The sequence below is a fragment of the Micromonospora sp. NBC_00617 genome, from assembly GCF_045161355.1.
Lineage (GTDB): Bacteria > Actinomycetota > Actinomycetes > Mycobacteriales > Micromonosporaceae > Micromonospora.
Genome location: NZ_CP107751.1, coordinates 6,907,063 through 6,931,209, shown reverse-complemented (window position 1 = coordinate 6,931,209; position 24,147 = coordinate 6,907,063). Strand labels below are relative to the sequence as shown.

Here is a 24,147-nt window from a genome sequence, read left to right as displayed (position 1 = left end):
GTGACCTCACTGCACCGGCGCTGGACGCTTGCTGGAAAAACCCTGTGAGTCGCCGGGCGACCGGGCGGGCGTCAGCGCAACAGCCGGCGCAGCCCGTCCAGGGCGCCGTCGAGCAGCCGGATCGCCGTGCGCAGTTGAGTGTCGTTGAACTGCCGCGCCCGCGCCAGACGGCTCACCTCGGCGGTGAACGAGGCCAGCCGCTTGTCGAACTCGTCGAGCAGGGCGGCGCGCGGCGCGTCGGCCGGCGGGGGTCGGTAGGACGACGCGGGCGGCTCCCACCGCGTACGCCGGGTCTGCCGGGTGGCCTCGCTCAGCTCCCGCTTGAGGTCGCGCGTCGAGCCGCGAACCTCGCTGCGGATCTCGCCGGCCAGGGTGGAGAGGTCCGCCACCGAGGCCGCGATGTCCGCTTCCAACGCGGCCAGCTCACCGGCGCGTTGGCGCAGCTCGGCGAGGCCGGCGTCGGTGATGGCGTACGTCTTGCGCCCCCCGGCGGCGGTGTGGCTCACCAGCCCCTCGGCCTCCAGCCGTTGCAGCCGGGGGTAGATGGTGCCGGCGCTGGGCGCGTAGAGCCCGAGGAACCGGTCCTCCAGGAGACGGATCAGCTCGTAGCCGTGCTTGGGGCCGTCGTCGAGGAGCTTGAGCAGGTAGAGCCGGAGCCGCCCGTGGCTGAACACGGCGGTCACGGCAACTCCTCCTCGTCGGCGGCCACCGGTCGGGCGAGGAGCGAAATGCTCCCCGACGTCGCGGAGGCCCAGAGCTTACCTTCGCCGGCGCCGAGCACTCCCTCGCTGCTCGGAAGCGGGAATCGCGAGTTGCGCACCTGCGGGAAGCCGCTGGTGATCCGGCCGGAGGCGGTGTTCAGCCGGACGGCGAGGTCGCTGTCCTCGCGGACCCGGACGGTGATGCTGCCCGAGATGGTGGTGAGCTGGATCTCGCTGCGTCGGGGGTTGTCCAGGTCGCAGGTGATGGCGCCGGAGACGGTCTGCGCCCGTACCCGGTCGGCGCCGCTGTCGGCGAGGATCACCTCCCCGGAGACGGTCTCCAGGGTGAGGTCACCGCGTACGCCGAGCGCCTCCACCGGCCCGGAGGTGATCTTCGCGGAGGTGTTGCCGCGCAGACCCATCAGGGTGATCTGGCCGGAGACGACGTGGGCCGTGGTCTGCCGGCGCAGGCCGGAGGCGACCAGCGACCCGGAGACCAGGTCCAGGTCGGCGAGGACATCGGCGGGCACGGCGACGGAGACGTCCACCCGCGGATAACGGTGGATCATCTGAAACCACCGCAGGACCTCCGACCAGCCGTGGCCGCGTTCCTGACGGATGCTGAGCCGGCCGTCGGAGTGGTCGATCAGGACAGGTCGACGGCCGACGTGGGTGACGTCGATCCGGGTCGGGCCGTCGGTGGCGACCACGTTGAGTCGTCCACTGATCAGGCGGACGTCCAGCCGGGTGACCGGGCCGTCCACGGTGAGCCGCTGCGGGCTGTCGACAGTCCATCCGGCCATGACGTCCTCCCCTCGACGACGCGCCCACGCGCGCCGACGAGGAAACCATAACGCGATACATCGCGACACACAAGACTGTCGCGAGTCGCCCCTCCCCTCCTCTCAGGCCGCCAGATCCAGGTCCCGGCCGTCGGTCGGCGACAGCACGGGATCCGCCGCGGTCAGGGTGGGCACCGGCAGCAGCCGGGCCCGCCTCGCGGTACCCGTTCCAGGCACCAGGTGTACGGCCGACTCGGCGACCCGGGCCAGCAACCGCCGGTCGGCGTCGCCAGCCGGGTGCAGCGCGGCGGTGATCGTCACCGAGACCACCAGTTGCCGCGCCGCGACCACCCGAGCGACCGAGCGCAGCAGGGTGTCCGCGCCGAGGAAGGCGGCGGCCGTCGTGACCGCTCCGGTGGCGTCGCACCGGTACCCGAGCCGCAGCGGCACCACCGGACTGCCCGCGTCGATGGCGGCCTGGAACATCGCGGGCCGGAAGCCACCCTCGGGGCGGCACCCGTCCGCGCCGTCCCCGGCACACCAGGTCGTACCCTCGGGAAACACCGCGACCGACCGGCCGGCGCGCAGCGTGTCGGCCAGCCGGCGCACGGTGGCCGGCAGGGCCCGCGGCCGGGACCGGTCCACGAAGACCGTGCCCGCCGCCGCGGCGAGCAGCCCGACCACCGGCCAGGACCGGATCTCCCGCTTCGCCACCATGCGAGTGGGAGCGACCGCCAGGACGGCGAGGATGTCCAGCCACGAGACGTGGTTGGCGACCAGCAGCGCGCGTCGCCGGGGCAGCCGGCCCTTGATCACCAACCGGACGCCGAACGCGCGAACGGTGCCGCGGGCCCAGCCGCGCAGCACCGCCTGCCGCTCGCGCGTCGGCAGCACGGGCAGCAGCACCGCCACTCCCACCCCGGCCAGCAACATCCCGCTCGCCGCGACCAACCGGAGCACCCGGCGGACCACCGGCACCGTGGGCACCTCGCCGGCCGCCGGCAGGCAGTCGTCGTCGCAGCCCGAGAAGGGCCGCCACAGGTCCCGCGCTCCGACGGTCACCGCTGGTCCCCGCCCAAAAAGTGCCGCAGGTAGCGCGGGTTCATCCGGTCCAGGGAGAAGAGCACGTAGAAGTCCGCGCACCCGAAGTCCGGGTCGTACGCGGGCTCACCGCAGATCCACGCACCGAGGCGCAGGTAACCGCGCAGCAGCGGCGGCACCGCCACGCGAGCGGCCGGGCCGGTGGTGGCGGCCGGGGCGGCGGCCGGCTCGGCGAACCACGGGCGCAGCGGACGCACCCGCAGCGGCGGCGGCGACAGGTGCCGGGCCCGGGCCTGGGCCCAGACCCCGGCGACCGTCCGACCACCGTCGTCGACCGGCACCGAGGCACAGCCGCCGAGCCAGCGGGAGCCGCGCAGGTGCAGGTAGCGGGTGATTCCCGCCCACATCAGGTTGATCACCGCGCCCGAGCGGTGGTCCGGGTGCACGCAGGACCGGCCGGCCTCGACGAGGTCGTCGCGGAGCGGGTCCAGGGCGCCGAGGTCGAACTCGTCCTCGGCGTACCGCCGGTCGGTACGCCCCGGCGGCAGCAGCCGGTACGTGCCGACCACCTGCCCGGTGCTGTCCTCGCGGACGATGAGGTGATCGCAGTGGGCGTCGAAGGGGTCCACGTCCAACCCGGCGCCGCCGGGTGCGAGGGTGGCGCCCAACTCGGTGGCGAACACCTCGTGGCGCAGGCGTTGCGCGGCCGCGACCTGGGTGGGGTCGTCGGCGATCAGCAGGGTGTATCCGCTGGTCGTCAGGGGTGCGCCAGCGACATGCAGAACGGCCATGGGATCTGTGTAAATGCTTCGGGTTGCCATCGGATCGCACCACTGGTGTCGACCGGATGAACGCCGGCCGGCGGATGCCTCCGACCGGGTCCGTGCGAGGCTGCCCAACGGGCCGGCGACGGCGCCGCCCCACGCCACACGGAGGTCGCCCATGCGCATCGAGTCCCGCTACAACGGGCCCACCGGCTCCGGCAACGGCGGCTGGAGCGCCGGCCTCTTCGCCGCCGAGGGTGGCCCCGGACCGGTGGAGGTGACGCTGCGTCGGCCACCGCCGCTGGAGACGACGCTGAGCCTCATCGACGGCGAGGTCCGGGATCCGGCCGGCGAACTGGTGGCCGAGGTCCGGCCCGCCGGTGCCGTGGACGCCGTCGTGCCGCCGGTCGACCGGGAGACGGCAGTGCAGGCATCCACCCGCTACCCCGGGTTCGTCGAGCATCCGTACCCCGAGTGTTTCGTCTGCGGTCCGCGCCGCAACGACGGGTTGCGGATCTTCCCCGGCCGGTTGCCGGACGGCCGGACCGCCGCGCCGTTTCGCGCGCCCGAGCAGGTCAGCGACGCCACGGTCTGGGCCGCGCTGGACTGCCCCGGCGGCTGGACGGTGCTCGCGGCGGGCCGCCCGTACCTGCTCGGCCGGATCGCCGCGGTGGTCACCGCCCGGCCGGCGCCGGGCGACGAGTGCGTGGTGACCGGCGCGCTGATCGGTGTCGACGGCCGCAAGGCGCTGGTGCACACCAGCCTGTACGGCCCCGACGGCGCGCTGCTCGGCGTGGCCCGAGCCACCTGGATCGCCCGCTGAGGCCCCGCCGTCCTCCGCAGGGAGGAGACGCCTCCACCCAACGGGGGACCACGCCGTAGGGACCGGGCCTGATTGACCTTGTTGCTCGGTACCGTCACGCTGTGCCACGGCGTACCTCGACGCCACACGGGAGGAGAACGATGACTGACGGGCAGCGAAGCCCCACCAGCGACGGTCAGATCGTGGTGTCCGGTCTGACGAAGCAGTACAAGAACGTGCGGGCGGTGAACAACCTGTCCTTCACCGTGGCACCGGGGCGGGTGACCGGCTTCCTCGGCCCGAACGGCGCCGGTAAGACCACCACGCTGCGCATGCTGCTCAACCTGGTCACGCCGACCGCAGGCACGGCCACCATCAGCGGCCAGCGCTACGCCGATCTCGCCGACCCGCTGCGGCACGTCGGCGCGATCCTGGAGGCGTCCAGCGCGCACAAGGGCCGCACCGGCATCAACCACCTGCGGGTGATCTGCGCGGCGGCCGGTCTGCCCAAATCGCGGGCCGACGAGGCGCTGGAGCTGGTCGGGTTGACCCCGGCGGCGAAGCGCAAGTTCAAGGGCTACTCGCTCGGCATGAAGCAGCGGCTCGGTATCGCCGCCGCGATGCTCGGTGACCCCCGGGTGATGATCCTCGACGAGCCGGCCAACGGGCTGGACCCGGAGGGCATCCGGTGGATGCGCGGGTTCCTCAAGAACCTCGCCCACGAGGGCCGTACGGTGCTGGTCTCCAGCCACCTGCTGTCGGAGATGCAGCTGCTCGCCGACGACGTGGTGATCATCGCGGCCGGGCAGCTCGTCCGGCAGGGTCCGGTCGAGCAGGTGCTCGGGTCGATGGCGCAGGGCGCCCAGGTGCGGGTCCGCACCCCGCAGGCCGAGGCGCTGACCACCGCGCTGAAGGCGCAGTCGGCCACCGTCACGACCGACGAGCACGGCGTCCTGCTGGTCTCCGGGGTGGACGCCCCGACGATCGGCCGGGCCGCCCTGGCCGCGGGCGTGGAGCTGCACGAACTGACCACCGAACGGCCCGACCTGGAACGGGTCTTCCTGGAGCTGACGGCCGGAAAGGCGGGTATCCGATGAACCTCGTCCGATCCGAGTTGCTCAAGATCCGTACCACCAACACCTGGTGGGTGTTCGCGCTGATCAGCCTGCCGCTGTGGGCGCTCACGCTGCTCATCAACTGGTTGCAGGCCGACGCCCTGACCAGCAACACCATCCAGGACCTGTCCTCCGAGCAGGCCGCTCAGCTCGAAGCCGCGGCCACCCCGGACGCGCTCTCGTCGAACCTGTTCACCACCGGGCAGTTCTTCGGCCTGCTGATCGTGATGCTGCTCGGCATCATCGTGGTGACCAGCGAGTTCTTCCACCAGACGGTCACCACCACGTTCCTCACCGCACCGCACCGCACCGCGGTGATGATCGCCAAGCTGGTCGCGGCAGGTGTGCTGGCGCTGCTGTTCTGGCTGGTCACCACCGTGCTCAACCTGATCGCCGGCTCGGCGGTGCTGAGCGCCGTCGGGATGGACTCACAGTTGGGCAACGACGCCGCCTGGCGGGCGATCGGATTGAACCTGCTCGCGTACCTGCTCTGGGCGGTGTTCGGCGTCGGCATCGGCGTGCTGATCCGCAGCCAGATCGGCGCCACCGTGACCGGCATCCTGCTCTACCTGGGTGGCTCGATCGGCGCCATCCTGGTGATCAGCATCCTGGCCAGCCGCTGGGGCGACTGGATCAACAACCTGCAACTGCTGGTGCCGTCGCTGGCCTCGTCGCTGATGGTCACCGGGGCGGACATCCCGGGTAACCCGCCGCGCTGGGCGGGCGCCGCGGTGCTCATCGGATACGCGGTGGTCACCGGCGTGGTCGGCACCCTGCTGATGCGCCGGCGCGACATCTCCTGACCGACGCGAGTCCCGGGGTGGCGGCGGCACGGCCGCCACCCCGGGTCGGCCCCTCACCCGCCCGGGCAGCCCCGGCCGCCGCTGATCGGAATGCACTGGGTGACCACCGGGTCGGGCTCCAGGTCGGCGGGGACGTGCCCGATCAGCGAACTGGTGGCCATGCTGCCGACCAGCGCGACGGCCACGTACAGCAGCGCCGTCCCGCCGAACGCCCAGGCGAAGTGCCGACGCCAGAGGGCCTCCCCGGCCCATCCGGCCAGCAGCAGGCCGAGCACCGGAAGCACCCCGTTGAGCAGAAGCCCGGTCGTCAGCAGGGCGTCCGTGGTCGCGCCGAACGCCTGCGCCTCGTCCGCGCTCGGCGTGTACGGCCTGGACATGCGCCGGATCAGGCCCACCAGCAGCAGGAACGGCACCCCGTAGAGCCAGCCGAAGAAGAGCCCGCCAAGGCCGAGCCGCTTCACGAGCGACCCAGGTACACGGCGGCGCAGACCCCGACGCTGAGCGCCGCGGAGGTGGTGCCCGCGAGCACCGCCGAGGGGACGAGTCGGACGACCAGCGCGGTCACCAGCGCCGTCACGACCAGCAGCCCGAGGAGCACCGGCGTGCCCCACACCAGAGCGACGAACACCAGCGACTCGCCCGGCGACAGGCAGCTGAACCAGGCCGCACAGTCGTCCTGCGGCGCGCTCGGCACGCTCGTCGTGCCCACCGCCATGGCCGCGATCGCGGTGACGTACCAACCGGACGCCACCGCCATGCTCCGGCCGTAGCGCCCCCCTGCCCCGTGCTGATCCATGCGCCCGATCCTCGCGGACGGCGTCGGCGCGGGGACATCCGTACCGGTACTCAATCTGGCTCTAGCAGCCGGTGACGGGTCGCGCAGGGGTTGGTGAACTTCTGGCATCTTCTGTGAAACCGGCCACCCGGCCGAGGCGGAAATGCCTGCGCGATCCGTACGGCGTAGCCTGGGAGTCGTCCTGTCCGTAATCCATCACCTGGACGCGACGGACACCGCGTGACACACAAACCCGCGTGAAAGAGGCGATTACCGGCCGTGTCGACCCAGCAGACTTCGCAGGAGAACCCACTGGCGGGTTTCGGCCCGAACGAGTGGATCGTCGAGGACATGTACCAGAAGTACCTCGCCGACCCGACGAGCGTCGATTCGGCCTGGCACGACTTCTTCGCCGACTACCGGCCGGCGCCCGGCGCCGGCACACCACGCCGGGCTGAGACGTCGGGCAAGCCGGCCGCCGCGCCCGAGCCCGACGGCCAGCCGGAGGCGGCGGCCACGGTCAGCCAGCCCAGCGCCCCGGCGAAGCCGACCGCCGCCAGCAAGCCGGCCGCGGCGCCGTCGGCGCCGGCCAAGGCCGCGCCCACGAAGGCCACCCCGGCCAAGGCCGCACCGGCCAAGCCGGCCGCGAAGGCCGCCGCGCCGAGCGCCGACGGCCCGCAGACCACACCGTTGCGGGGTGTCGCCGCGAAGATCGTGCAGAACATGGACGCCTCGCTGAGCGTGCCCACCGCGACCAGCGTCCGCGCGGTCCCGGCGAAGCTGCTGGTCGACAACCGCATCGTGATCAACAACCACCTCGCCCGGGGGCGCGGCGGCAAGGTCAGCTTCACCCACCTGGTCGGCTACGCGATGGTCCGGGCGCTCGTGGCGCACCCGGAGATGAACAACTCCTTCGCCGAGGCCAACGGCAAGCCGGCGGTGCTCCGCCCGGCGCACGTCAACCTCGGCATCGCAATCGACCTGGCCAAGCCGGACGGCAGCCGCAACCTGGTGGTCCCCTCCATCAAGGGCTGCGAGCGGATGGACTTCCGGCAGTTCTGGCAGGCGTACGAGGACGTGGTCCGGCGGGCGCGGCGCAACGAGCTGACCATGGAGGACTACTCCGGCACCACGATCTCGCTGACCAACCCGGGCGGCATCGGCACGGTGCACTCCATGCCGCGGCTGATGCAGGGGCAGAGCGCGATCATCGGCGTCGGCGCGATGGAGTACCCGGCCCCCTACCAGGGCATGTCCGAGGCCACCCTGGCCGAGCTGGCGGTCAGCAAGGTCATCACGCTGACCAGCACGTACGACCACCGGATCATCCAGGGCGCGCAGTCCGGCGAGTTCCTCAAGGTCATGCACGAGCTGATCCTGGGCGAGCACGGCTACTACGACGAGATCTTCACCTCGCTGCGCATCCCGTACGAGCCGGTGCGCTGGGTGCGCGACGTGGCCGTCAACTCCGAGGGTCAGATCAACAAGACCGCCCGGGTGCACGAGTTGATCCACGCGTACCGCGTGCGCGGTCATCTGATGGCCGACACCGACCCGCTGGAATTCACCATCCGCAAGCACCCCGACCTGGACGTCCTCCAGCACGGGCTGACCCTGTGGGACCTGGACCGCGAGTTCCCGGTCAACGGCTTCGCCGGCCGGCAGCGGATGAAGCTGCGCTCGATCCTCGGCGTGCTGCGCGACTCGTACTGCCGCCGGGTCGGCATCGAGTACATGCACATCCAGGACCCGGAGGAGCGGCGCTGGATTCAGGAACGGATAGAGCGCAAGTACGAGAAGCCGGCCGCCGACGAACAGAAGCACGTCCTCAACCGGCTCAACGCCGCCGAGGCGTTCGAGACCTTCCTGCAGACCAAGTACGTCGGCCAGAAGCGTTTCTCGCTGGAGGGCGGCGAGTCGCTGATCCCGCTGCTCGGCGAGGTGCTGGAGTGCTCCGCCGAGAACGGTCTGGACGAGGTCGTCATCGGCATGGCCCACCGGGGTCGGCTCAACGTGCTGGCCAACATCGTCGGCAAGCCGTACGAGAAGATCTTCTCCGAGTTCGAGGGTCACCTGGACCCGCGCTCGACGCAGGGCTCCGGCGACGTGAAGTACCACCTGGGGCAGAACGGCAAGTTCACCACCCCGGGCGGCGAGCACGCCGTCAAGGTGTCGGTGGTGGCCAACCCGTCGCACCTGGAGGCCGTCGACCCGGTACTGGAGGGCATCGTCCGGGCCAAGCAGGACCGGATAGACCTCAAGCTGGAGGGCTACACCGTGCTGCCGCTGTTGGTGCACGGTGACGCCGCGTTCGCCGGGCAGGGGGTCGTCGCCGAGACGCTCAACCTGTCGCAGCTGCGCGGCTATCGCACCGGCGGCACCGTGCACGTGGTGGTCAACAACCAGGTCGGCTTCACCACCGCCCCGGAATACAGCCGGTCCAGCCTGTACAGCACCGACGTGGCCCGGATGATCCAGGCACCGATCTTCCACGTGAACGGCGACGACCCGGAGGCCGTGGTCCGAGTGGCCCGGCTGGCCTTCGAGTACCGGCAGGCGTTCAACAAGGACGTCGTGATCGACATGGTCTGCTACCGCCGGCGCGGGCACAACGAGGGCGACGACCCGTCGATGTCCAACCCTCAGATGTACAAGATCATTGACTCGAAGCGTTCGGTGCGCAAGCTCTATACCGAGGAGCTGATCGGTCGCGGCGACATCACCGTGGAGGACGCGGAGGAGCTGCTGCGCGACTACCAGTCGCAGTTGGAGAAGGTCTTCAAGGCCACCCGGGACGCCGCCGCCGCGCCCCGCCAGCTCAACCGCCCCCGCCGCGAGGAGGAGCCGGAGCCGGCGGTCGACACCGCCACCGACGCCGCGGTGGTGAAGGCGATCGGCGAGGCGCACATCAACCTGCCGGAGGGCTTCACCCCGCACAAGCGGATCCAGCAGCTGCTCGACCGGCGGGCCAAGATGTCCGTCGAGGGCAACATCGACTGGGGCTTCGGCGAGATCATCGCGTTCGGGGCGCTGCTGCACGACGGGGTCACCGTCCGACTGGCGGGTCAGGATTCGCGGCGCGGCACCTTCGTCCAACGGCACGCCTCGGTGGTCGACTCCCGCACCGGCGAGGACTACCTGCCGATCAAGTCGCTCACCGGCGACGGCGAGCGTTCCCGGTTCTTCGTGCACGACTCGCTGCTCAGCGAGTACGCCGCGATGGGCTTCGAGTACGGCTACTCGGTGGAGAACATCAACGCGCTGGTCGCCTGGGAGGCCCAGTTCGGTGACTTCGTCAACGGCGCCCAGTCGGTGATCGACGAGTTCATCTCCTCCGGTGAGGTGAAGTGGGGTCAGCGCTCCGCGGTGACCCTGCTGCTGCCGCACGGCCACGAGGGCCAGGGCCCGGACCACACCTCCGGTCGCCCGGAGCGGTTCCTGCAGATGTGCGCCGAGGACAACATGCGGGTGTCCATCCCGACGACCCCGGCGAACTACTTCCACCTGCTGCGCCGCCAGGCCCTGTCGCCCAAGCGCAAGCCGCTGGTGGTGTTCACGCCGAAGTCGCTGCTGCGGCACAAGCTCTGCGTCTCGTCGGTGGAGGACTTCACCACCGGCACCTTCCAGCCGGTGCTGCGCGACACCGCCGCCCCGGCGCCGGAGGCGGTCAAGCGGGTGCTGCTCTGCTCGGGCAAGGTCTACTACGACCTGTTCCAGGCCCGGCAGGAGCGCGGCGTCACCGACACGGCGATCCTCCGGATCGAGCAGCTGTACCCGCTGCCGGTGGAGGAGATCCGGGCCGCCCTGGCGCAGTTCCCGAACGCGGAGGACTTCGCCTGGGTGCAGGAGGAGCCGGCCAACCAGGGCGCCTGGTCGTTCGTCGCGCTCAACCTGCTGGAGCACCTCACCGACGTCCGGCTGCGGCGGATCTCCCGCCCGGCCGCGGCGGCCCCGGCGGTCGGCTCGGCCAAGACCCACGAGGTCGAGCAGACCGCGCTGATCGAGGCGGCCCTGCCCCGCCCGTGACCTGACCGCGCCACGCGAGCCGGGGCAGGGCCGTTTCCCACGGTCCTGCCCCGGCTCGCGTCGGTCCGTCCGAACCACCGACCCGCCCGGCCCGCGCCGGGCCGAGCACAAGGACGTACGCCGTGTACTTCACCGACCGTGGCATCGAGGAGCTGGTCGAGCGCCGGGGCGACGAGCAGGTGACCCTGGAGTGGCTGGGCGAGCGCCTGCGCGACTTCGTCGACCTCAACCCCGAGTTCGAGACCCCGATCGAGCGCCTGGCCACCTACCTGGCCCGCCTCGACGATCCCGACGACGAGTGACCGTCGGCTGTTGACTCGTCTCTCTGTGTGATGTGCACTGGTGGGGCGGCGTGTGCGGGGCCTCGTCGACCCCCACCGGACGCCACACCGGAGCCAGGAGACGGAACCATGAAACAGACGCCCGGCAATCCGCCGCAGGACACCGCGACCGTACGCCACCTGCGCCTCGGCATCGGCTCGGTCGGCCTGGCCCTGCCCGTCGCACTGGTGGGTGGCCACATGGTCGCCGGCCGTCGCGTCGTCGTCCTCGACTCGCTCAGCGCCTATTACCACACCGAGATGCGCAACATCTTCGTCGGCGCCCTGTGCGCGATCGGGGTGTTCCTGATCACCTACCGCTACCGCTGGCCGGACGACCTGTTGGGCACGATCGCCGGGACGCTCGCGATCCTGGTGGCCCTGTTTCCGGTGCACGGGTCGACCGGGGGCGACAGTCGGCTGGTCGGCCTGGTGCACCAGGTCGCCGCCGGGGCGCTGTTCCTCCTGCTCGCCGTCTTCTGCCTGTTCCTGTTCACCCGACCCGACCGTGCCGGGGTGCCGCCCCGACGCACCGCCAACCGCTGCTACCGCGCGTGCGGCCTGCTCATCTTGGCGGCGGTCGCCGGCGCCCTGGCGAGCGGGACGCTGCCCACCGACGTCCGCCACGCCCTCCAGCCGCTGCTGTGGTGCGAGACCGTCGCCGTGGCCGCGTTCGGCACCGCCTGGGTCGTCAAGAGCGACGCGATCTTCCGGATGGCCGAACTGCCCGACGCGCCACCGTCCGCCGAGACGATCGGGCCGACGTCCGCGACAGCCACGTCCTGAGCGGACGGAAACAGGTCCGGTTGCGCACCCCTCCAGCGGACGCTCCGGCTGGCCCGCCAGGTCGATGTGCTGCCGAGCGGTATACCTCAGCGGCATTTTTATACCGCTGAGGTATACCGCTCACTACCGTCTCCGCCCCGACAGAGGTGACCGACGACGACCACCGCGATCTTGTAGCGTGAGGCCGTGGCGCGCAGCGTGTATCTGACCAGCGTTGGTTCGGGCGGGGGTAAGTCGACCATCGCTCTCGGGCTGGCCGAGTTGCTGTCGCGACAGGTGGGGCGGATCGGCGTGTTCCGTCCGCTGGTCGCCGGCGCCCTTCCCGACCCGATCCTCGCGCTGCTCAGCGAGCGGTACCGGGTCGAGGTGCCGCTCGCCGAGCTGGCCGGATCCACCTACGCCGAGGCGGCCAGGCTGGTCGCCGACGGCCGACGGGAGGAGCTGATCTCCGCTGTCGTCCAGCGGTACCGGGCGGTGGAGCGGCAGTGCCCGGCGGTGGTCGTGGTGGGCAGTGACTTCGACGAGCCGGGCGACCCGGCGCACCCCCGCGAGTTGGCTTTCAACGCCCGGCTGGCCACCGAGTTCGGCAGCGTGGTGGTGCCGGTGGTGGACGGCTACGAGCAGGAGCCGGCGGCCGTCGCGGCGGCCATGCGAGGGGCGTACCACGATGTGGCCGACCTGGGCGCGACGGTGCTCGCGGTGATCGCCAACCGGGTGTCCGAGCCGATGACGCTGCCGGAGCTGCCCGTGCCGGCGTACGCCATCCCGGAGGTGCCGAGCGTGTCGGCGCCGACGGTGGCCGAGGTGGCGGCGGCGCTCGGCGCCACGCTGCTGGCCGGCGACGAGGCGGCGCTCGGCCGGGACGTGCTGGACTTCGTGGTCGGCGCGGCACACGTGCCGACCCTGCTGGGCCACCTCACCGAGGGCGCTCTGGTGATCACCCCCGGGGACCGGGCCGACCTGCTCGTCGCCGCCAGCGCGGCGCACGTGGCCGGGCAGGTGTCGGTGGCCGGGCTCGTACTCACCCTCGGCGAACAACCCGACCCCCGGGTGATGCGGCTGGTGGAGGGCCTGAACACCGGCCTGGCCGTGCTCTCCGTGGACAGCGACAGCTACGACACGGTCGAGGCGTCCAGCCGGATCGAGGGGCGGCCCAGCGTGGCCAACCCCCGCAAGGTGGAGGCCGCGCTGGGCGCGTTCGAGCGCTGCGTGGACACCGACGACCTGGCCCGCCGGCTGCGGGTCAGCCGGTCGACGCGGGTCACCCCGCTGATGTTCGAGAACGAGCTGATCGACCGGGCCCGCTCGAAGCCCCGGCACCTGGTGCTGCCGGAGGGCGCCGAGGAGCGCATCCTGCGGGCGGCGGAGATCCTGCTGCGTCGGGGCGTGGCCGACCTGACGCTCCTCGGCCGCCCCGACGACATCGCCCGGCGCACCCGCGAGCTGGGCATCGACCTCGGTGACGCGCGGCTCGTCGACCCGGTCACCAGCGGGTGGCGCGACGAGTTCACGGCCGAGTACGCGCGGCTGCGCGCCCACCGGGGCGTCACCGCCGAGTTGGCGCACGACATCGTGGCCCAGCCCAACTACTTCGGGACGCTCATGGTGGCCGCCGGGTACGCCGACGGCATGGTTTCGGGCGCCACGCACACCACCGCCGCGACCATCCTGCCCGCGTTCGAGATCATCCGTACCGTGCCGGAGGTCTCGGTGGCCTCCAGCGTCTTCTTCATGCTGCTCGCCGACCGGGTGCTGGTCTACGGGGACTGTGCGGTCAACCGCGACCCGGACGCCGCCCAGCTCGCCGACATCGCGATCTCGTCGGCCGACACCGCCGCCCGCTTCGGCATCGAACCCCGGGTGGCCATGCTGTCGTACTCCACCGGCAGCTCCGGCGCGGGCGCGGACGTGGAGAAGGTCGCCGGGGCCACCGCGCTGGTCCGGGAGCGTCGGCCCGACCTGCTGGTCGAGGGGCCGATTCAGTACGACGCGGCGATCGACCCCGCCGTGGCGGCGACGAAGCTGCCCGACAGCCCGGTCGCCGGCCAGGCCACGGTCTTCATCTTCCCGGACCTGAACACGGGCAACAACACGTACAAGGCGGTGCAACGCTCGGCCGGGGCGGTCGCCGTCGGCCCGGTCATGCAGGGCCTGCGCCGGCCGGTGAACGACCTGTCCCGCGGCGCGACCGTGCCGGACATCGTCAACACGGTGGCGATCACCGCCATCCAGGCGGCCGCCGAGGAGGCGTCATGAGTCGGGTACTGGTGCTCAACTGCGGATCGTCGTCGGTGAAGTGGCGCCACTACGACGGGGACCGGACCCTCGACCAGGGCATCGTCGAGCGGGTCGGTGAGCCCGGCGGCGGCCCGGCGGACCACGCCACCGCCGTCCGGCAGATCCTCAACGGTCTGGACCTGAACGGGCTCACCGCGGTCGGGCACCGGGTGGTGCACGGCGGACGGAAGTTCAGCACCCCGGTCCTCATCGACGACGCGGTGCTGGCCGCGATCAAGGACCTGGTGCCGCTCGCCCCGCTGCACAACCCGGCCAACCTGGCCGGCATCGAGGTGGCCCGCGCGGCGCTGCCGGACGTCCCGCAGGTCGCCGTCTTCGACACGGCGTTCCACCACACCCTGCCGGAGGCCGCCGCGATCTACGCGATCGACCGGGACACCGCCGAGCGGTACGGCATCCGCCGGTACGGCTTCCACGGCACCTCGCACGCGTACGTCTCCCGACGCACCGCCGAGCTGTTGGGCCGCCCGTACGAGCAGCTCAACACCATCACCCTGCACCTGGGCAACGGGGCCAGCGCCTGCGCGGTCGCGAACGGCCGCAGCGTCGCCACCTCGATGGGAATGTCGCCCCTGCAAGGGCTGGTGATGGGCACCCGCAGCGGTGACCTCGACCCGGCCGTGATCTTCCACCTGCGGCGGGAGGGCGGGATGTCGGTCGACGACATCGACGACCTGCTCAACCACCGCAGCGGGCTGCTGGGGTTGACCGGCGTCAACGACATGCGAGAGGTGCTACAGCGCCGGGCGGCCGGGGACCCGACCGCCGCGCTGGCCTTCGACGTGTACTGCCGGCGGATCACCGGGTACGTCGGCGCGTACTACGCGCTGCTCGGCCACGTGGACGCGATCGCGTTCACCGCCGGCGTGGGCGAGCACGCCGCGCCCGTCCGGGCCGCCGCGCTGGCCGGGCTGGCCCGGCTCGGCATCACCGTCGACGAGGCGCGCAACAACGGCGACGGCGACCGGCTGATCTCGCCGGACGACGCCGAGGTGAGCGTCTGTGTCATCCGCACCGATGAGGAACGGGAGATCGCCCGGCAGGCCCGGAACGTGGTCGGGGCGGACTGACGTCGCCCCGACCCGTGGGCGCGGGCCCGCTCAGCGCATCGCCGCGCGCCCGCTCAACGCATCGCCAACCAGGCGACGAGGGCCACCAGCAGCACGACGACCACCGCCGCACCGACGATGAGCGGCAGGCGGGACGGCGCGTCGGCCGGGCCGGCTGCCTCCGGCGCCTGGGTGAAGGCGCGGAACGCCTCGGTGTTGCCGCTGGGGTCGGTGTAGTTCTCAGCCATGTCGGTGACCCTAGCGAAGCCGGCCGCCGAGCACCGCCCCCGCCTCCGCCGTCCCACCGGGTCGAGCCGGCCGGCGGAGGGGACCCGACCGGGTGGTGGGCAGAGCCGGGCCGGACGGCGGGGCCGCTGGACGTGCCCGGGCACCTACGGTGAAACGGTGGGGGCGGGACGGCTGGTCGCCGTACTGGTGACAGCGCTGCTGGCCGGTTGCGCGCCGGCCACCGCCGTGGCGGGCGGGTCCGCCGGGCCGCCGTCCGCGCGCCGAGCGCCCGAGGGGTCGTACGTCGTCGGCGTGCGTACGCTCACCCTCGATCCGCGCTCGGCGCGTCCCCTGCCGGTCACCATCTGGTATCCGACCGGGACCGACGGGGTGGCCGCCGGGCGGTTCCCGGTGGTGATCTACAGCCACGGGTTGCACAGCCGACCCGAGCTGCACGCCGGCCTGACCACCCGCTGGGCGGCGGCCGGTTTCGTGGTGGCCGCGCCCGCGTACCCGCACACCCGCGAGGGTGCCGCGCACTTCACCCGGGCCGACGTGCGCAACCAGCCCGCCGACGGTTGGCGGCTGATCCGGCACCTGGGCCGCCTCGACGACGACCCGGGTGATCCGCTCGCCGGCCACCTGGATTTGACCTCGATCGCCGCCGCCGGTCACTCGGCGGGCGGCTTCACCACCTCAGGCATGTTCGCCGAGGGCCACCCGGCCCGGCTGCGCGGGGGCATCGTGATCGCCGGCGGCGGGCTGCCGGGCAGCTTCGCCGGACCGACCGCACCGGTGCTCTTCGTACACGGCACGGCGGATCCGGTGGTGCCGGTGACGGTCGGCCGGGCGGCGTACGCGCGTACCCCGGGACCGGCGCTGTTCGTCAGCGTGCTCGGCCAGGGCCATGGCGCGTACCTCACGCCGGGCAACCCCGGATTCGCCGCCGTCCTCGCCACCACCACCGACTTCCTACGCTGGACCCTCTACGGCGACCAGACGGCCGGTGACCGCCTGTCCACCGACGCCCGTACGCCCGACACCCGCTACGAGGCCCGCCCGCCCACCTAATCCGAGTAATTCCTGACGCTGGCTGGGGCGGTGGGCGCAGCCGGCGGCCGGCGGTGACCGTCGGTCACCTCCGTGGGTGCGGATGCGGTCGTCAGCGATATACCTCAGAGTCATATTCATACCGCTGAGGTATACCGCTCAACAGCACATCAACACGGCGGCAGCCACAGCGGATGCCCACCGCAGCCCTTCCCGCGCACCCGGAATGCCGCTAGGGTGCCCCGGTGGACGACCTCGCGCGCCGTCAGTTGGCGAGCATCGCCGACGTGGTCGAGGTGGCCGGATCGGCCGGCATCACGGTGTGGTTGCGTGGCGGCTGGGCGATGGACTTCCAGCTCGGCGAGGTGTCCCGACCGCACGTCGACGTCGACTGGTACTGCTGGCGCGAGGACGCGGCCCGGCTGGCCGCCCTGCTGCTGGCCCGAGGCTGGCGCCCCGATCCCCGGATGCCGGTGGAGCTGCAGCTCGACCTGTTCGCGGGTGACGTGGAGGTCAGCGTCGCGTACCTGGGCCGGGACAGCCGGGGCCGACCGACCGTGGGCGCGGGGCCATGGACCGGCACTCCGCTGCCCGCCGGGATGCTGGACGCGCCACACGGCCGGATCGGCCCGCTCACCGTGCCGACGATCTCGGTGGCGGCGCAGATCGAGTTCAAGCAGATGTACCCGGTGTGGATGCCGGAGCGGCCTCGGCGCCCGAAGGACGCCGACGATCTGGCTCGCCTGCGTGCCGGGCCTCGTCAACCAGGTCCTCGTACACCCCGACCTTGAAGGTGATCAGATCGAGGCACTGGGTGAGCCTGCCGATCTGGCCGGTGACGCGCTCCCGGTGTTCGCGCAGGAGGGCGAGACGTTCTTCCTCGTTGCCGGCGCCCTCCCGGACGAGGTCAGCGTACCGGCGGAGCGCGGGCAACGGCATACCCGAGGCACGGAGAATGATGCAGACGGTCAGCCAGTCGACGTCGTCCTGGCTGTAGACGCGACGGCCGCCGGGCCCACGGCGTACCGGATCGACGAAGACGCCCTCCTGCTCGTAGAAGCGCAGGGCGTGCACGCTCAAGCCGGTGCGTTCGGCGACCTGCCCGATGCTCAGACTCACGGTGTCCTCGGCCATGCCGAGCAGGGTAACGAGGCTTGACCTAGAGCCGACTCCAGCTCCTAGGGTCCCCCGTGTTCGTTACGACATCGCCAGAGGAGCATCGGCATGCGCTATCGCACACTCGGCGGCACCGGCATCGAGGTGAGCACCCACTGCCTCGGGACCATGATGTTCGGTGCCGTCGGAAACCCGGACCACGACGACTGCGTCCGCATCGTCCACGCGGCCCTGGACCAGGGCATCAACTGCGTCGACACCGCCGACATGTACGGCGGGGGCGAATCCGAGCAGATCGTGGGCAAGGCGCTGCGGGGGCGCCGGGACGACGTCGTCCTCGCCACCAAGGTGCACTTTCCGATGGGTGAGGGGCCCAACCAGGGTGGCAACTCGCGGCGCTGGATCCTCAAGGCGGTCGAGGGGAGCCTGCGGCGTCTGGGCACCGACTGGATCGACCTCTACCAGGTCCACCGCCCCGATCCCGCAACCGACATCGAGGAGACGCTCTCGGTGCTCACCGACCTCGTACGCGACGGAAAGATCCGCGCCTTCGGGTGCTCGACGTTCCCCGCCGAGGAGATTGTCGAGGCGCACCAGGTCTCCGAGCGTCGCGGCCTCGGGCGGCTGCGCACCGAGCAGCCGCCGTACTCGATCCTGGCCCGCGGGGTCGAGGCGTCGACCCTGCCGGTCTGTCAGCGCTACGGCATGGGGGTCCTGGTCTGGAGTCCGCTCGCCTTCGGGTTCCTCAGCGGGCGGTACCGCAGGGACCGGCCCGTCGACCTGTCGACCGGACGTGCCGTGCTCCGGCCGGCGCAGTTCGATCCCACGCTCGCCGAGAACGCCGCCAAGCTCGACATCGTCGAGCAGCTCGTCGACCTCGCGGCGGGCATCGGCTGCACGCTGCCGCAGCTCGCCATCGCCTTCACCGTGGCCCATCCGGCGGTCACCTCGGCGATCATCGGACCGCGGACCATGGCGCACCTGGAGGACCTGCTCAAGGGCGCCACGCTCACCCTGGACGACGCGACCCTCGACCGGATCGACGAGATCGTGCCGCCCGGAACCAACCGGTACGACCCCAACGCCGCCTTTCCGCCACGCTCCCTGACCGACATCGCCCGGCGGCGGCGCCCTCTCCCCGAACGCGCCGCAGCCTGAGCGAACCGGTCACGGCGTGGGCACCCTGCGTCGAACCGCGCCGAACCGGCCGGCGCGGCAGGGCACAATTGGCTTCATGTCGCGTCGCGTCACCCCCACGCTGCTGGCCAGCGCCCTGCTCATGGCCGGCCTGGTCGGCTGCTCTGCCGACGCCCGCAAGGCCGAGAGCTGGCAGGCGCCGGCCGAGCCACCGCCCGCCGCCGCCACGCCGACGCCGCAGGTACCCTCCGGGACCGCACCGAAGAGCGCCTTCGGCGTCGGCGTACGCCAGCTCAAGCTGAACCGGGACGGCCGCGCGCTGCCGGTGACGCTCTGGTATCCGGCAGCCGGGGAGGCCGGCGGCCCGGTCAAGCGGTCCGCGGCGGCGGCGCGGGGCCGGTTTCCGGTGGTGATGTTCAGCCACGGCCTCACCGGACGGCCGGAGGACTACGCCACCCTGCTGACCCGCTGGGCGGCGGCGGGCTTCGTGGTGGCCGCGCCGACCTTCCCGCACACCTCCCGGGGCGGCGACGGCAACATCCTCGACGTGCTCAACCAGCCGGCCGACGTGTCGTACGCGCTGACCCAGGTGCTGGCGCTCGACGGCAAGGCCGGCGACGGGCTGCGCGGCCGGCTGGCCACCGACCGGGTCGCCGCGGCCGGGCACTCGGCCGGCGGGGTGACCACCATCGGCCTCTTCACCGCCAGCAGGGACGAACGGCTGGACGCCGGGGTGGTGTTCGCCGGTACGGCAGTCGGCGTGGGTACGGCGTTCGCGGGCGCGACCGCGCCGCAGCTGTTCGTGCACGGCGAGCTGGACGAGGTGGTCGACTACGCGGCGGGCAAGGCGGCGTACGACAAGGTGCCCTGGCCGAAGGCGATGCTCAGCCTGCCCAAGGGCGACCACGGGCGGGCGCTGCTCAGCGACGCCGCGACGCTGCGGGTCGTCTCGGACACGTCCGTCGAGTTCCTGCGCTGGTCGCTGTACGGCGACGCGGAGGCCAAGAAGCGCATCCCCACCGACGCGACGCGCGGTGACATCGCCACCTTCGACGATCACCTCTGAGGTCCCGCCCGCGCCCCCACCCCCACTCCTCCGCGATCTTGCACTTAACTGTCGCGACATAAAGGAACATCCCGGCAAATCACCAACCGAAAGTGCAAGATCGGCGAGGTGGAATGGGGCACGAGGCGCGTCAGGCGGTGTGGTCGATGACGATCTTGCCGAAGGCTTCGCCGGAGTGCAGGCGGGCGAAGGCGTCCTCGACCCGGCTGAACGGGACCACGGTGTCGATCACCGGACGGACCTCGTTCTCGGCGCAGAACGCCAGCAGCTCGTACAGCTCCCCCGGCGTACCCATCGAGGTGCCCAGGATCTCCAGCTGCATGGCGAAGACCCGGCGCAGGTTGACCGACGGCTGGTGGCCGGCGGTGGCGCCGGAAACCACGATCCGGGCCATCGGCGCGGCCGACTTCAACGAGTGGTCGAACGTCGCCGCGCCGACCGTCTCGATCACCACGTCGACCCGCTCCGGCAGCCGGGCACCGGACTCCAGGGCAGTCGCCCCGAGGGCGGTGATCCGCTCCCGCTTGGCGGCGTCACGGCTGGTCGCGTACACCCGTTTGCCCATCGCGACAGCGAGCGCGACGGCCGCGGTGGCGACGCCGCCGCCCGCGCCCTGCACCAGCACGCTGTCGGCGTCCGCGACGCGGCCCTTGGTGGTCAGCATCCGCCACGCGGTCAGCCAGGCCGTGGGCAGGCACGCCGCGTCGGTCGCCGCCATGCCCTCGGGCAGGGGGATCAGGTTCGACCGGGGTACGGCGACCCGCTCGGCGAGGGTCCCGGCGAAGTGCTCGGACAGGATGGAGACCCCGCGCGGGTCACCCGGTGTGACGACGACCGGGTAGACGACCATCTCGTTCCCCTCGGCGTCCACGCCGACCGCGTCGCAGCCGAGGATCATCGGCAGCTGGGCCTCGGTGAGGCCGACCCCGCGCAGCGACCAGAGGTCGTGGTGGTTGAGCGAGGTGGCCCGCACCTGCACGGTCACCCAGTCGTCCTCCGGGTGGGTCGGCTCGGGCCGCTCACCGACGGTGAGGGCGGCGAGCGGATCGGCATCGTCGAGGCGGGAGGCGAAGGCAGCACGCATGATCGGCACGGTAACAAGCTGAGCGCCCGTTAAGAAGCGCTCTGCCTACCGGCGGGCGACTCCGTCGCGGCGGGCCGCTTCGGCGACGGCCTCGGCGACGGCCGGGGCGACACGCGGGTCGAGCGGCGACGGAACGATCGCGTCGGCGGTCAGCGACTCGGCCACCACGCCGGCGATGGCATCGGCGGCGGCGACCTTCATCCCCTCGGTGATCCGGGTGGCCCGCGCGTCCAACGCGCCCCGGAACACGCCGGGGAAGGCCAGCACGTTGTTGATCTGGTTGGGATAGTCGCTGCGGCCGGTGGCGACCACCGCGACGTGCCGGGCGGCCACCTCGGGGTGCACCTCCGGGGTCGGGTTGGCCAGGGCGAACACGATCCCACCCGGGGCCATCTGAGCGACGGCCGCCTCGGGGATCTGCCCGCCGGACACCCCGATCAGCACGTCCGCGTCGCGCAGCGCCTCGGTGATGTCGCCCTGACGGCCGTCGGCGTTGGTGCTCGCCGCCAACTCGGCCTTGGTGCCGGTCAGTTCGCCACGGTGCCGGCCGATGATCCCCTTGGAGTCGCACACGACCACCTGGTCGGGGTTGACCCCACCGGCGACCAGCATCTTCGTCACGGCCACGCCGGCCGCGCCCGCGCCGCTCACCGCCACCCGCAGGTCACCGAGCTTGCGGTTGAGCAGGGTGGCGGCGTTGCGCAGCGCGGCGAGCACCACGATGGCGGTCCCGTGCTGGTCGTCGTGGAAGACCGGGATGTCCAGCGCCTCGTCGAGTCGGCGCTCCACCTCGAAGCAGCGCGGCGCGCTGATGTCCTCCAGGTTGATCCCGCCGAACGACGGGGCCAGTGCCCGCACCACCGCGACGATCTCGTCCACGTCCTGGGTGTCCAGGCAGACCGGTACCGCGTCCACCCCCGCGAACTGCTTGAACAGCACCGCCTTGCCCTCCATCACCGGCAGCGCGGCGCGGGGCCCGATGTTGCCGAGCCCGAGCACCGCCGACCCGTCGGTCACGACGGCCACGGCGTGCGCCGCCCAGGTGTAGTCGTCGGCCAGGGCGGGGTCGGCGGCGATCGCCTCACACACCCGGGCGACACCCGGGGTGTACGCGAGGGAGAGGTCCTCGCGGCTGGTGAGCGGGACCGTCGAGGCGACGGCCATCTTGCCGCCCAGGTGCAGTTGGAAGACGGGATCAGCAGGATCCACGGTGGACGAAGACATGGCGGTGACTCCAGGATCTGTTGAACAGACGGGGCGGCCGGGCCCGGCCGCGAGGTGGGCGGCGAGCGGTGGCACGCGGTGCGGGGGGTCACCCGGGCACTTTCCGAGCATAGTGTCGGTACTGCCCCTCGGGTGTGAGCAGGGTCATAACGGCCGACGGGGCACCCGTCCGGGGCGGGGCCAGTAGCGGAACACCACCCTCCCGCGCACGTCCGCCACCCCGTACGCCCGGGAGTCGTCGGTGACCAGATCGTTGTCGCCGCGCAGCCACCAGCCGCCGTCCTGCGGCCGTACCGCCCGCTTCACGACCAGCAGCTCGGGACGCGTCCGGAAGACGGCGACCACCACGTCACCGGGTCGGATCGGGCGCCCGCCCGAGCGGACCAGCACCGCGTCGCCGTGCCGCAGCGTCGGCGCCATGGACGGGCCGGTCACCGAAACGGGCGTCAGCGGCCCGCGCAGGTGCGGCGCCTCCGCCGGGTGATCGACTCGCACTGGTTTCACCTCCACCCGGTCCGGGGAGCATTCCCAGGAGTAATGTCGCCTTTGATCATCGCAAACTTCCCATGGAGGATCCCGATGCGACTTCCACGCATCCTTGCGCCCCGCGTCACCGCGAGCGCTCACTGCGACCTGCCGTGCGGCGTCTACGACCCGGCCCAGGCCCGGATCGAGGCCGAGTCGGTCAAAATGATCTGCGAGAAGTACCAGGCGAACACCGACCCGGAGTTCCGTACCCGGGCGGTCATCATCAAGGAGCAGCGCGCCGAGCTGGTCAAGCACCACCTGTGGGTGCTCTGGACCGACTACTTCAAGGCGCCGCACTTCGAGAAGTACCCGAACCTGCACACCCTGTTCAACGAGGCCACCAAGCTCGCCGGCGCCGGTGGCGTCAAGGGCAGCCTCGACCCGGCCACCGCCGACAAGCTCCTCGCGAAGATCGACGAGATCGCAAAGATCTTCTGGGAGACCAAGAAGGCGTGACCAACCCGGTCATCCCGACGATCCGGCCGGTACGTCCCGAGGACGTGCCGGCCGTCGTCGCCATGGTGCACGAGCTGGCGGAGTACGAACGCGCTCCCGACCAGTGCCACCTCACCACCGAGCAGCTCACCTCGGCGCTGTTCGCGACCACTGCGGCGCTCTTCGGCCACGTCGCGGTCGACGATCGCGACCAGCCGATCGGCTTCGCCCTGTGGTTTCTCAACTTCTCCACCTGGGCTGGCGTACACGGCATCTACCTGGAGGATCTCTACGTCTCCCCGGCCGCCCGGGGCACCGGCGCGGGCCGGCTGCTGCTCGCCACGCTGGCCGACATCTGCGTACGACGGGGTTACCGGCGGCTGGAGTGGTGGATGATCGAGTGGAATCCGGCTGCCGGTTTCTACGCCTCGATCGGCGCCGAGCAGATGAACGAGTGGGTCCCGTACCGGCTCAGCGGTGACGCGTTGCGCGACCTGGCCGCTCAGGCGGAGGCCGCCGACACGCGTCCGAACGACTGACCGGGTAGAGTCCCCGACCGGGGGGATGAGGCGTGACTCAACTGACCGGCCAGCCAGCGACCGACGACGTGGTGCACCTCACGGTGCCCGCCGACGGCGGTTACCTCGGCGTGCTGCGCACCGCCACCGCCGGTCTCGCGGCCCGGTTGCAGTTCGCGCTCGACGAGATCGAGGATCTGCGGATCGCGGTCGACGAGGCGTGCGCCATGCTGCTCGCCATCGCCACCCGCGACGCCGAGTTGGAGTGCCGGTTCTCGGTCACCAACGACGCGCTGACCGTCGAGGTGACCGTGCCGACCGCGCGCGGGGCGACGCTGCCCGCCGAGTCGTCCTTCGCCTGGAAGGTGCTCACCGCCCTGACCACGTCGGCGTCCGCCGGGGCCTCCGACGGCCGGGCGACGATCTCGTTGCTCACCCGCCGCTCCGGCGGCTACTGACCGACGCGCCCCGCCTGCCCCGCCCAGCCGGGGCCGCGGGC

Annotated in this window: 26 protein-coding genes; 15 read left to right on the top strand and 11 right to left on the bottom strand. The window is 71.9% G+C overall.

Annotated elements, in window-relative coordinates; translation table 11 throughout:
* Positions 1-71: 71 nt before the first annotated feature.
* The 4 genes from OG505_RS32255 to OG505_RS32240 form a co-directional block, all read right to left on the bottom strand.
* Complete coding sequence (locus tag OG505_RS32255; RefSeq protein ID WP_405429757.1) at positions 72-683, bottom strand: PadR family transcriptional regulator; 612 nt, start codon at positions 681-683, stop codon at positions 72-74.
* Positions 680-1,504 carry a DUF4097 family beta strand repeat-containing protein gene (locus OG505_RS32250; RefSeq protein ID WP_405429755.1) on the bottom strand — a complete coding sequence of 275 codons (825 nt, stop codon included), beginning with the start codon at positions 1,502-1,504 and terminating at the stop codon, positions 680-682. Before OG505_RS32250 ends, OG505_RS32255 begins: the two co-directional genes overlap by 4 nt.
* 102 nt (positions 1,505-1,606) lie before the next feature.
* The gene (locus tag OG505_RS32245; protein WP_405429753.1) at positions 1,607-2,545 is read right to left on the bottom strand and encodes a lysophospholipid acyltransferase family protein; all 939 of its coding nucleotides are present in this window, start codon (positions 2,543-2,545) and stop codon (positions 1,607-1,609) included.
* Positions 2,542-3,315: a GNAT family N-acetyltransferase gene (locus OG505_RS32240; protein ID WP_405429752.1), complete on the bottom strand. Its 774-nt coding sequence runs from the start codon at positions 3,313-3,315 to the stop codon at positions 2,542-2,544. Before OG505_RS32240 ends, OG505_RS32245 begins: the two co-directional genes overlap by 4 nt.
* Before the next feature lie 151 nt (positions 3,316-3,466).
* Here OG505_RS32240 and OG505_RS32235 point away from each other — a divergent pair, with 151 nt between their 5' ends.
* The 3 genes from OG505_RS32235 (at position 3,467) to OG505_RS32225 (ending at position 6,008) form a co-directional block, all read left to right on the top strand.
* Positions 3,467-4,111 carry a hypothetical protein gene (locus OG505_RS32235; RefSeq protein WP_405429750.1) on the top strand — a complete coding sequence of 215 codons (645 nt, stop codon included), beginning with the start codon at positions 3,467-3,469 and terminating at the stop codon, positions 4,109-4,111.
* 140 nt (positions 4,112-4,251) lie between these two features.
* Positions 4,252-5,187: an ABC transporter ATP-binding protein gene (locus OG505_RS32230; RefSeq protein WP_405429749.1), complete on the top strand. Its 936-nt coding sequence runs from the start codon at positions 4,252-4,254 to the stop codon at positions 5,185-5,187.
* Entirely contained in the window at positions 5,184-6,008 is an 825-nt protein-coding gene (locus tag OG505_RS32225) for an ABC transporter permease (protein WP_405429747.1), read from the top strand. Before OG505_RS32230 ends, OG505_RS32225 begins: the two co-directional genes overlap by 4 nt.
* Positions 6,009-6,061: 53 nt before the next feature.
* Here OG505_RS32225 and OG505_RS32220 read toward each other — a convergent pair whose 3' ends face one another.
* Together OG505_RS32220 and OG505_RS32215 are read right to left on the bottom strand one after the other, a co-directional pair.
* Positions 6,062-6,469: a hypothetical protein gene (locus tag OG505_RS32220; protein WP_405429745.1), complete on the bottom strand. Its 408-nt coding sequence runs from the start codon at positions 6,467-6,469 to the stop codon at positions 6,062-6,064.
* The gene (locus tag OG505_RS32215; protein ID WP_405429743.1) at positions 6,466-6,804 is read right to left on the bottom strand and encodes a hypothetical protein; all 339 of its coding nucleotides are present in this window, start codon (positions 6,802-6,804) and stop codon (positions 6,466-6,468) included. Before OG505_RS32215 ends, OG505_RS32220 begins: the two co-directional genes overlap by 4 nt.
* Positions 6,805-7,062: 258 nt before the next feature.
* Here OG505_RS32215 and OG505_RS32210 point away from each other — a divergent pair, with 258 nt between their 5' ends.
* The 5 genes from OG505_RS32210 (at position 7,063) to OG505_RS32190 (ending at position 15,283) form a co-directional block, all read left to right on the top strand.
* Positions 7,063-10,809, top strand: coding sequence for a multifunctional oxoglutarate decarboxylase/oxoglutarate dehydrogenase thiamine pyrophosphate-binding subunit/dihydrolipoyllysine-residue succinyltransferase subunit (locus tag OG505_RS32210; protein ID WP_405429741.1), 3,747 nt, complete (start codon positions 7,063-7,065; stop codon positions 10,807-10,809).
* Between the two features lie 122 nt (positions 10,810-10,931).
* Positions 10,932-11,111 (top strand): DUF6104 family protein, encoded by a 180-nt coding sequence (locus OG505_RS32205; RefSeq protein WP_355063637.1) that lies wholly within the window; start codon positions 10,932-10,934, stop codon positions 11,109-11,111.
* A gap of 108 nt (positions 11,112-11,219) precedes the next feature.
* Positions 11,220-11,915 carry a DUF998 domain-containing protein gene (locus OG505_RS32200; protein ID WP_405429736.1) on the top strand — a complete coding sequence of 232 codons (696 nt, stop codon included), beginning with the start codon at positions 11,220-11,222 and terminating at the stop codon, positions 11,913-11,915.
* A gap of 186 nt (positions 11,916-12,101) precedes the next feature.
* Entirely contained in the window at positions 12,102-14,171 is a 2,070-nt protein-coding gene (pta, locus tag OG505_RS32195; protein WP_405429735.1) for a phosphate acetyltransferase, read from the top strand.
* Positions 14,168-15,283: an acetate/propionate family kinase gene (locus OG505_RS32190; RefSeq protein WP_405429734.1), complete on the top strand. Its 1,116-nt coding sequence runs from the start codon at positions 14,168-14,170 to the stop codon at positions 15,281-15,283. The genes pta and OG505_RS32190 overlap by 4 nt, the downstream gene beginning before the upstream one ends.
* A gap of 53 nt (positions 15,284-15,336) precedes the next feature.
* Here OG505_RS32190 and OG505_RS32185 read toward each other — a convergent pair whose 3' ends face one another.
* Positions 15,337-15,510, bottom strand: a complete 174-nt coding sequence (locus OG505_RS32185) for a hypothetical protein (protein WP_405429732.1) — start codon at positions 15,508-15,510, stop codon at positions 15,337-15,339.
* Positions 15,511-15,667: 157 nt separating this feature from the next.
* Here OG505_RS32185 and OG505_RS32180 point away from each other — a divergent pair, with 157 nt between their 5' ends.
* Positions 15,668-16,561 carry an alpha/beta hydrolase family protein gene (locus tag OG505_RS32180; protein WP_405429730.1) on the top strand — a complete coding sequence of 298 codons (894 nt, stop codon included), beginning with the start codon at positions 15,668-15,670 and terminating at the stop codon, positions 16,559-16,561.
* Between the two features lie 224 nt (positions 16,562-16,785).
* Positions 16,786-17,331 carry a nucleotidyltransferase domain-containing protein gene (locus OG505_RS32175; protein WP_405429729.1) on the top strand — a complete coding sequence of 182 codons (546 nt, stop codon included), beginning with the start codon at positions 16,786-16,788 and terminating at the stop codon, positions 17,329-17,331.
* On the opposite strand, the gene OG505_RS32170 is transcribed toward OG505_RS32175, so the two are convergent.
* Entirely contained in the window at positions 17,213-17,674 is a 462-nt protein-coding gene (locus OG505_RS32170; RefSeq protein ID WP_405429727.1) for a MerR family transcriptional regulator, read from the bottom strand. The two genes, OG505_RS32175 and OG505_RS32170, sit on opposite strands and share 119 nt — an antisense overlap.
* Before the next feature lie 90 nt (positions 17,675-17,764).
* Here OG505_RS32170 and OG505_RS32165 point away from each other — a divergent pair, with 90 nt between their 5' ends.
* Positions 17,765-18,814: an aldo/keto reductase gene (locus tag OG505_RS32165; RefSeq protein ID WP_405429726.1), complete on the top strand. Its 1,050-nt coding sequence runs from the start codon at positions 17,765-17,767 to the stop codon at positions 18,812-18,814.
* Positions 18,815-18,890: 76 nt separating this feature from the next.
* A complete protein-coding gene (locus tag OG505_RS32160) occupies positions 18,891-19,859 on the top strand; it encodes an alpha/beta hydrolase family protein (RefSeq protein WP_405429724.1) in 969 nt (322 codons plus the stop codon).
* A gap of 130 nt (positions 19,860-19,989) precedes the next feature.
* On the opposite strand, the gene OG505_RS32155 is transcribed toward OG505_RS32160, so the two are convergent.
* The 3 genes from OG505_RS32155 to OG505_RS32145 form a co-directional block, all read right to left on the bottom strand.
* Complete coding sequence (locus tag OG505_RS32155) at positions 19,990-20,952, bottom strand: zinc-binding dehydrogenase (RefSeq protein WP_405429722.1); 963 nt, start codon at positions 20,950-20,952, stop codon at positions 19,990-19,992.
* Between the two features lie 36 nt (positions 20,953-20,988).
* Entirely contained in the window at positions 20,989-22,167 is a 1,179-nt protein-coding gene (locus OG505_RS32150) for an NADP-dependent malic enzyme (RefSeq protein WP_405429721.1), read from the bottom strand.
* Between the two features lie 144 nt (positions 22,168-22,311).
* Complete coding sequence (locus tag OG505_RS32145; RefSeq protein WP_405429719.1) at positions 22,312-22,662, bottom strand: S26 family signal peptidase; 351 nt, start codon at positions 22,660-22,662, stop codon at positions 22,312-22,314.
* An 84-nt stretch (positions 22,663-22,746) separates the two neighbouring features.
* On the opposite strand from OG505_RS32145, the gene sodN reads away from it, so the two are divergent.
* From sodN to OG505_RS32130, 3 genes are read left to right on the top strand one after another with little or no spacing between them, the layout of a single operon-like run.
* Entirely contained in the window at positions 22,747-23,151 is a 405-nt protein-coding gene (gene sodN, locus OG505_RS32140) for a superoxide dismutase, Ni (RefSeq protein WP_007464694.1), read from the top strand.
* Entirely contained in the window at positions 23,148-23,669 is a 522-nt protein-coding gene (locus tag OG505_RS32135; RefSeq protein ID WP_405429717.1) for a GNAT family N-acetyltransferase, read from the top strand. Before sodN ends, OG505_RS32135 begins: the two co-directional genes overlap by 4 nt.
* Before the next feature lie 32 nt (positions 23,670-23,701).
* Positions 23,702-24,106, top strand: coding sequence for an ATP-binding protein (locus tag OG505_RS32130; protein WP_405429715.1), 405 nt, complete (start codon positions 23,702-23,704; stop codon positions 24,104-24,106).
* Positions 24,107-24,147: the final 41 nt, after the last annotated feature.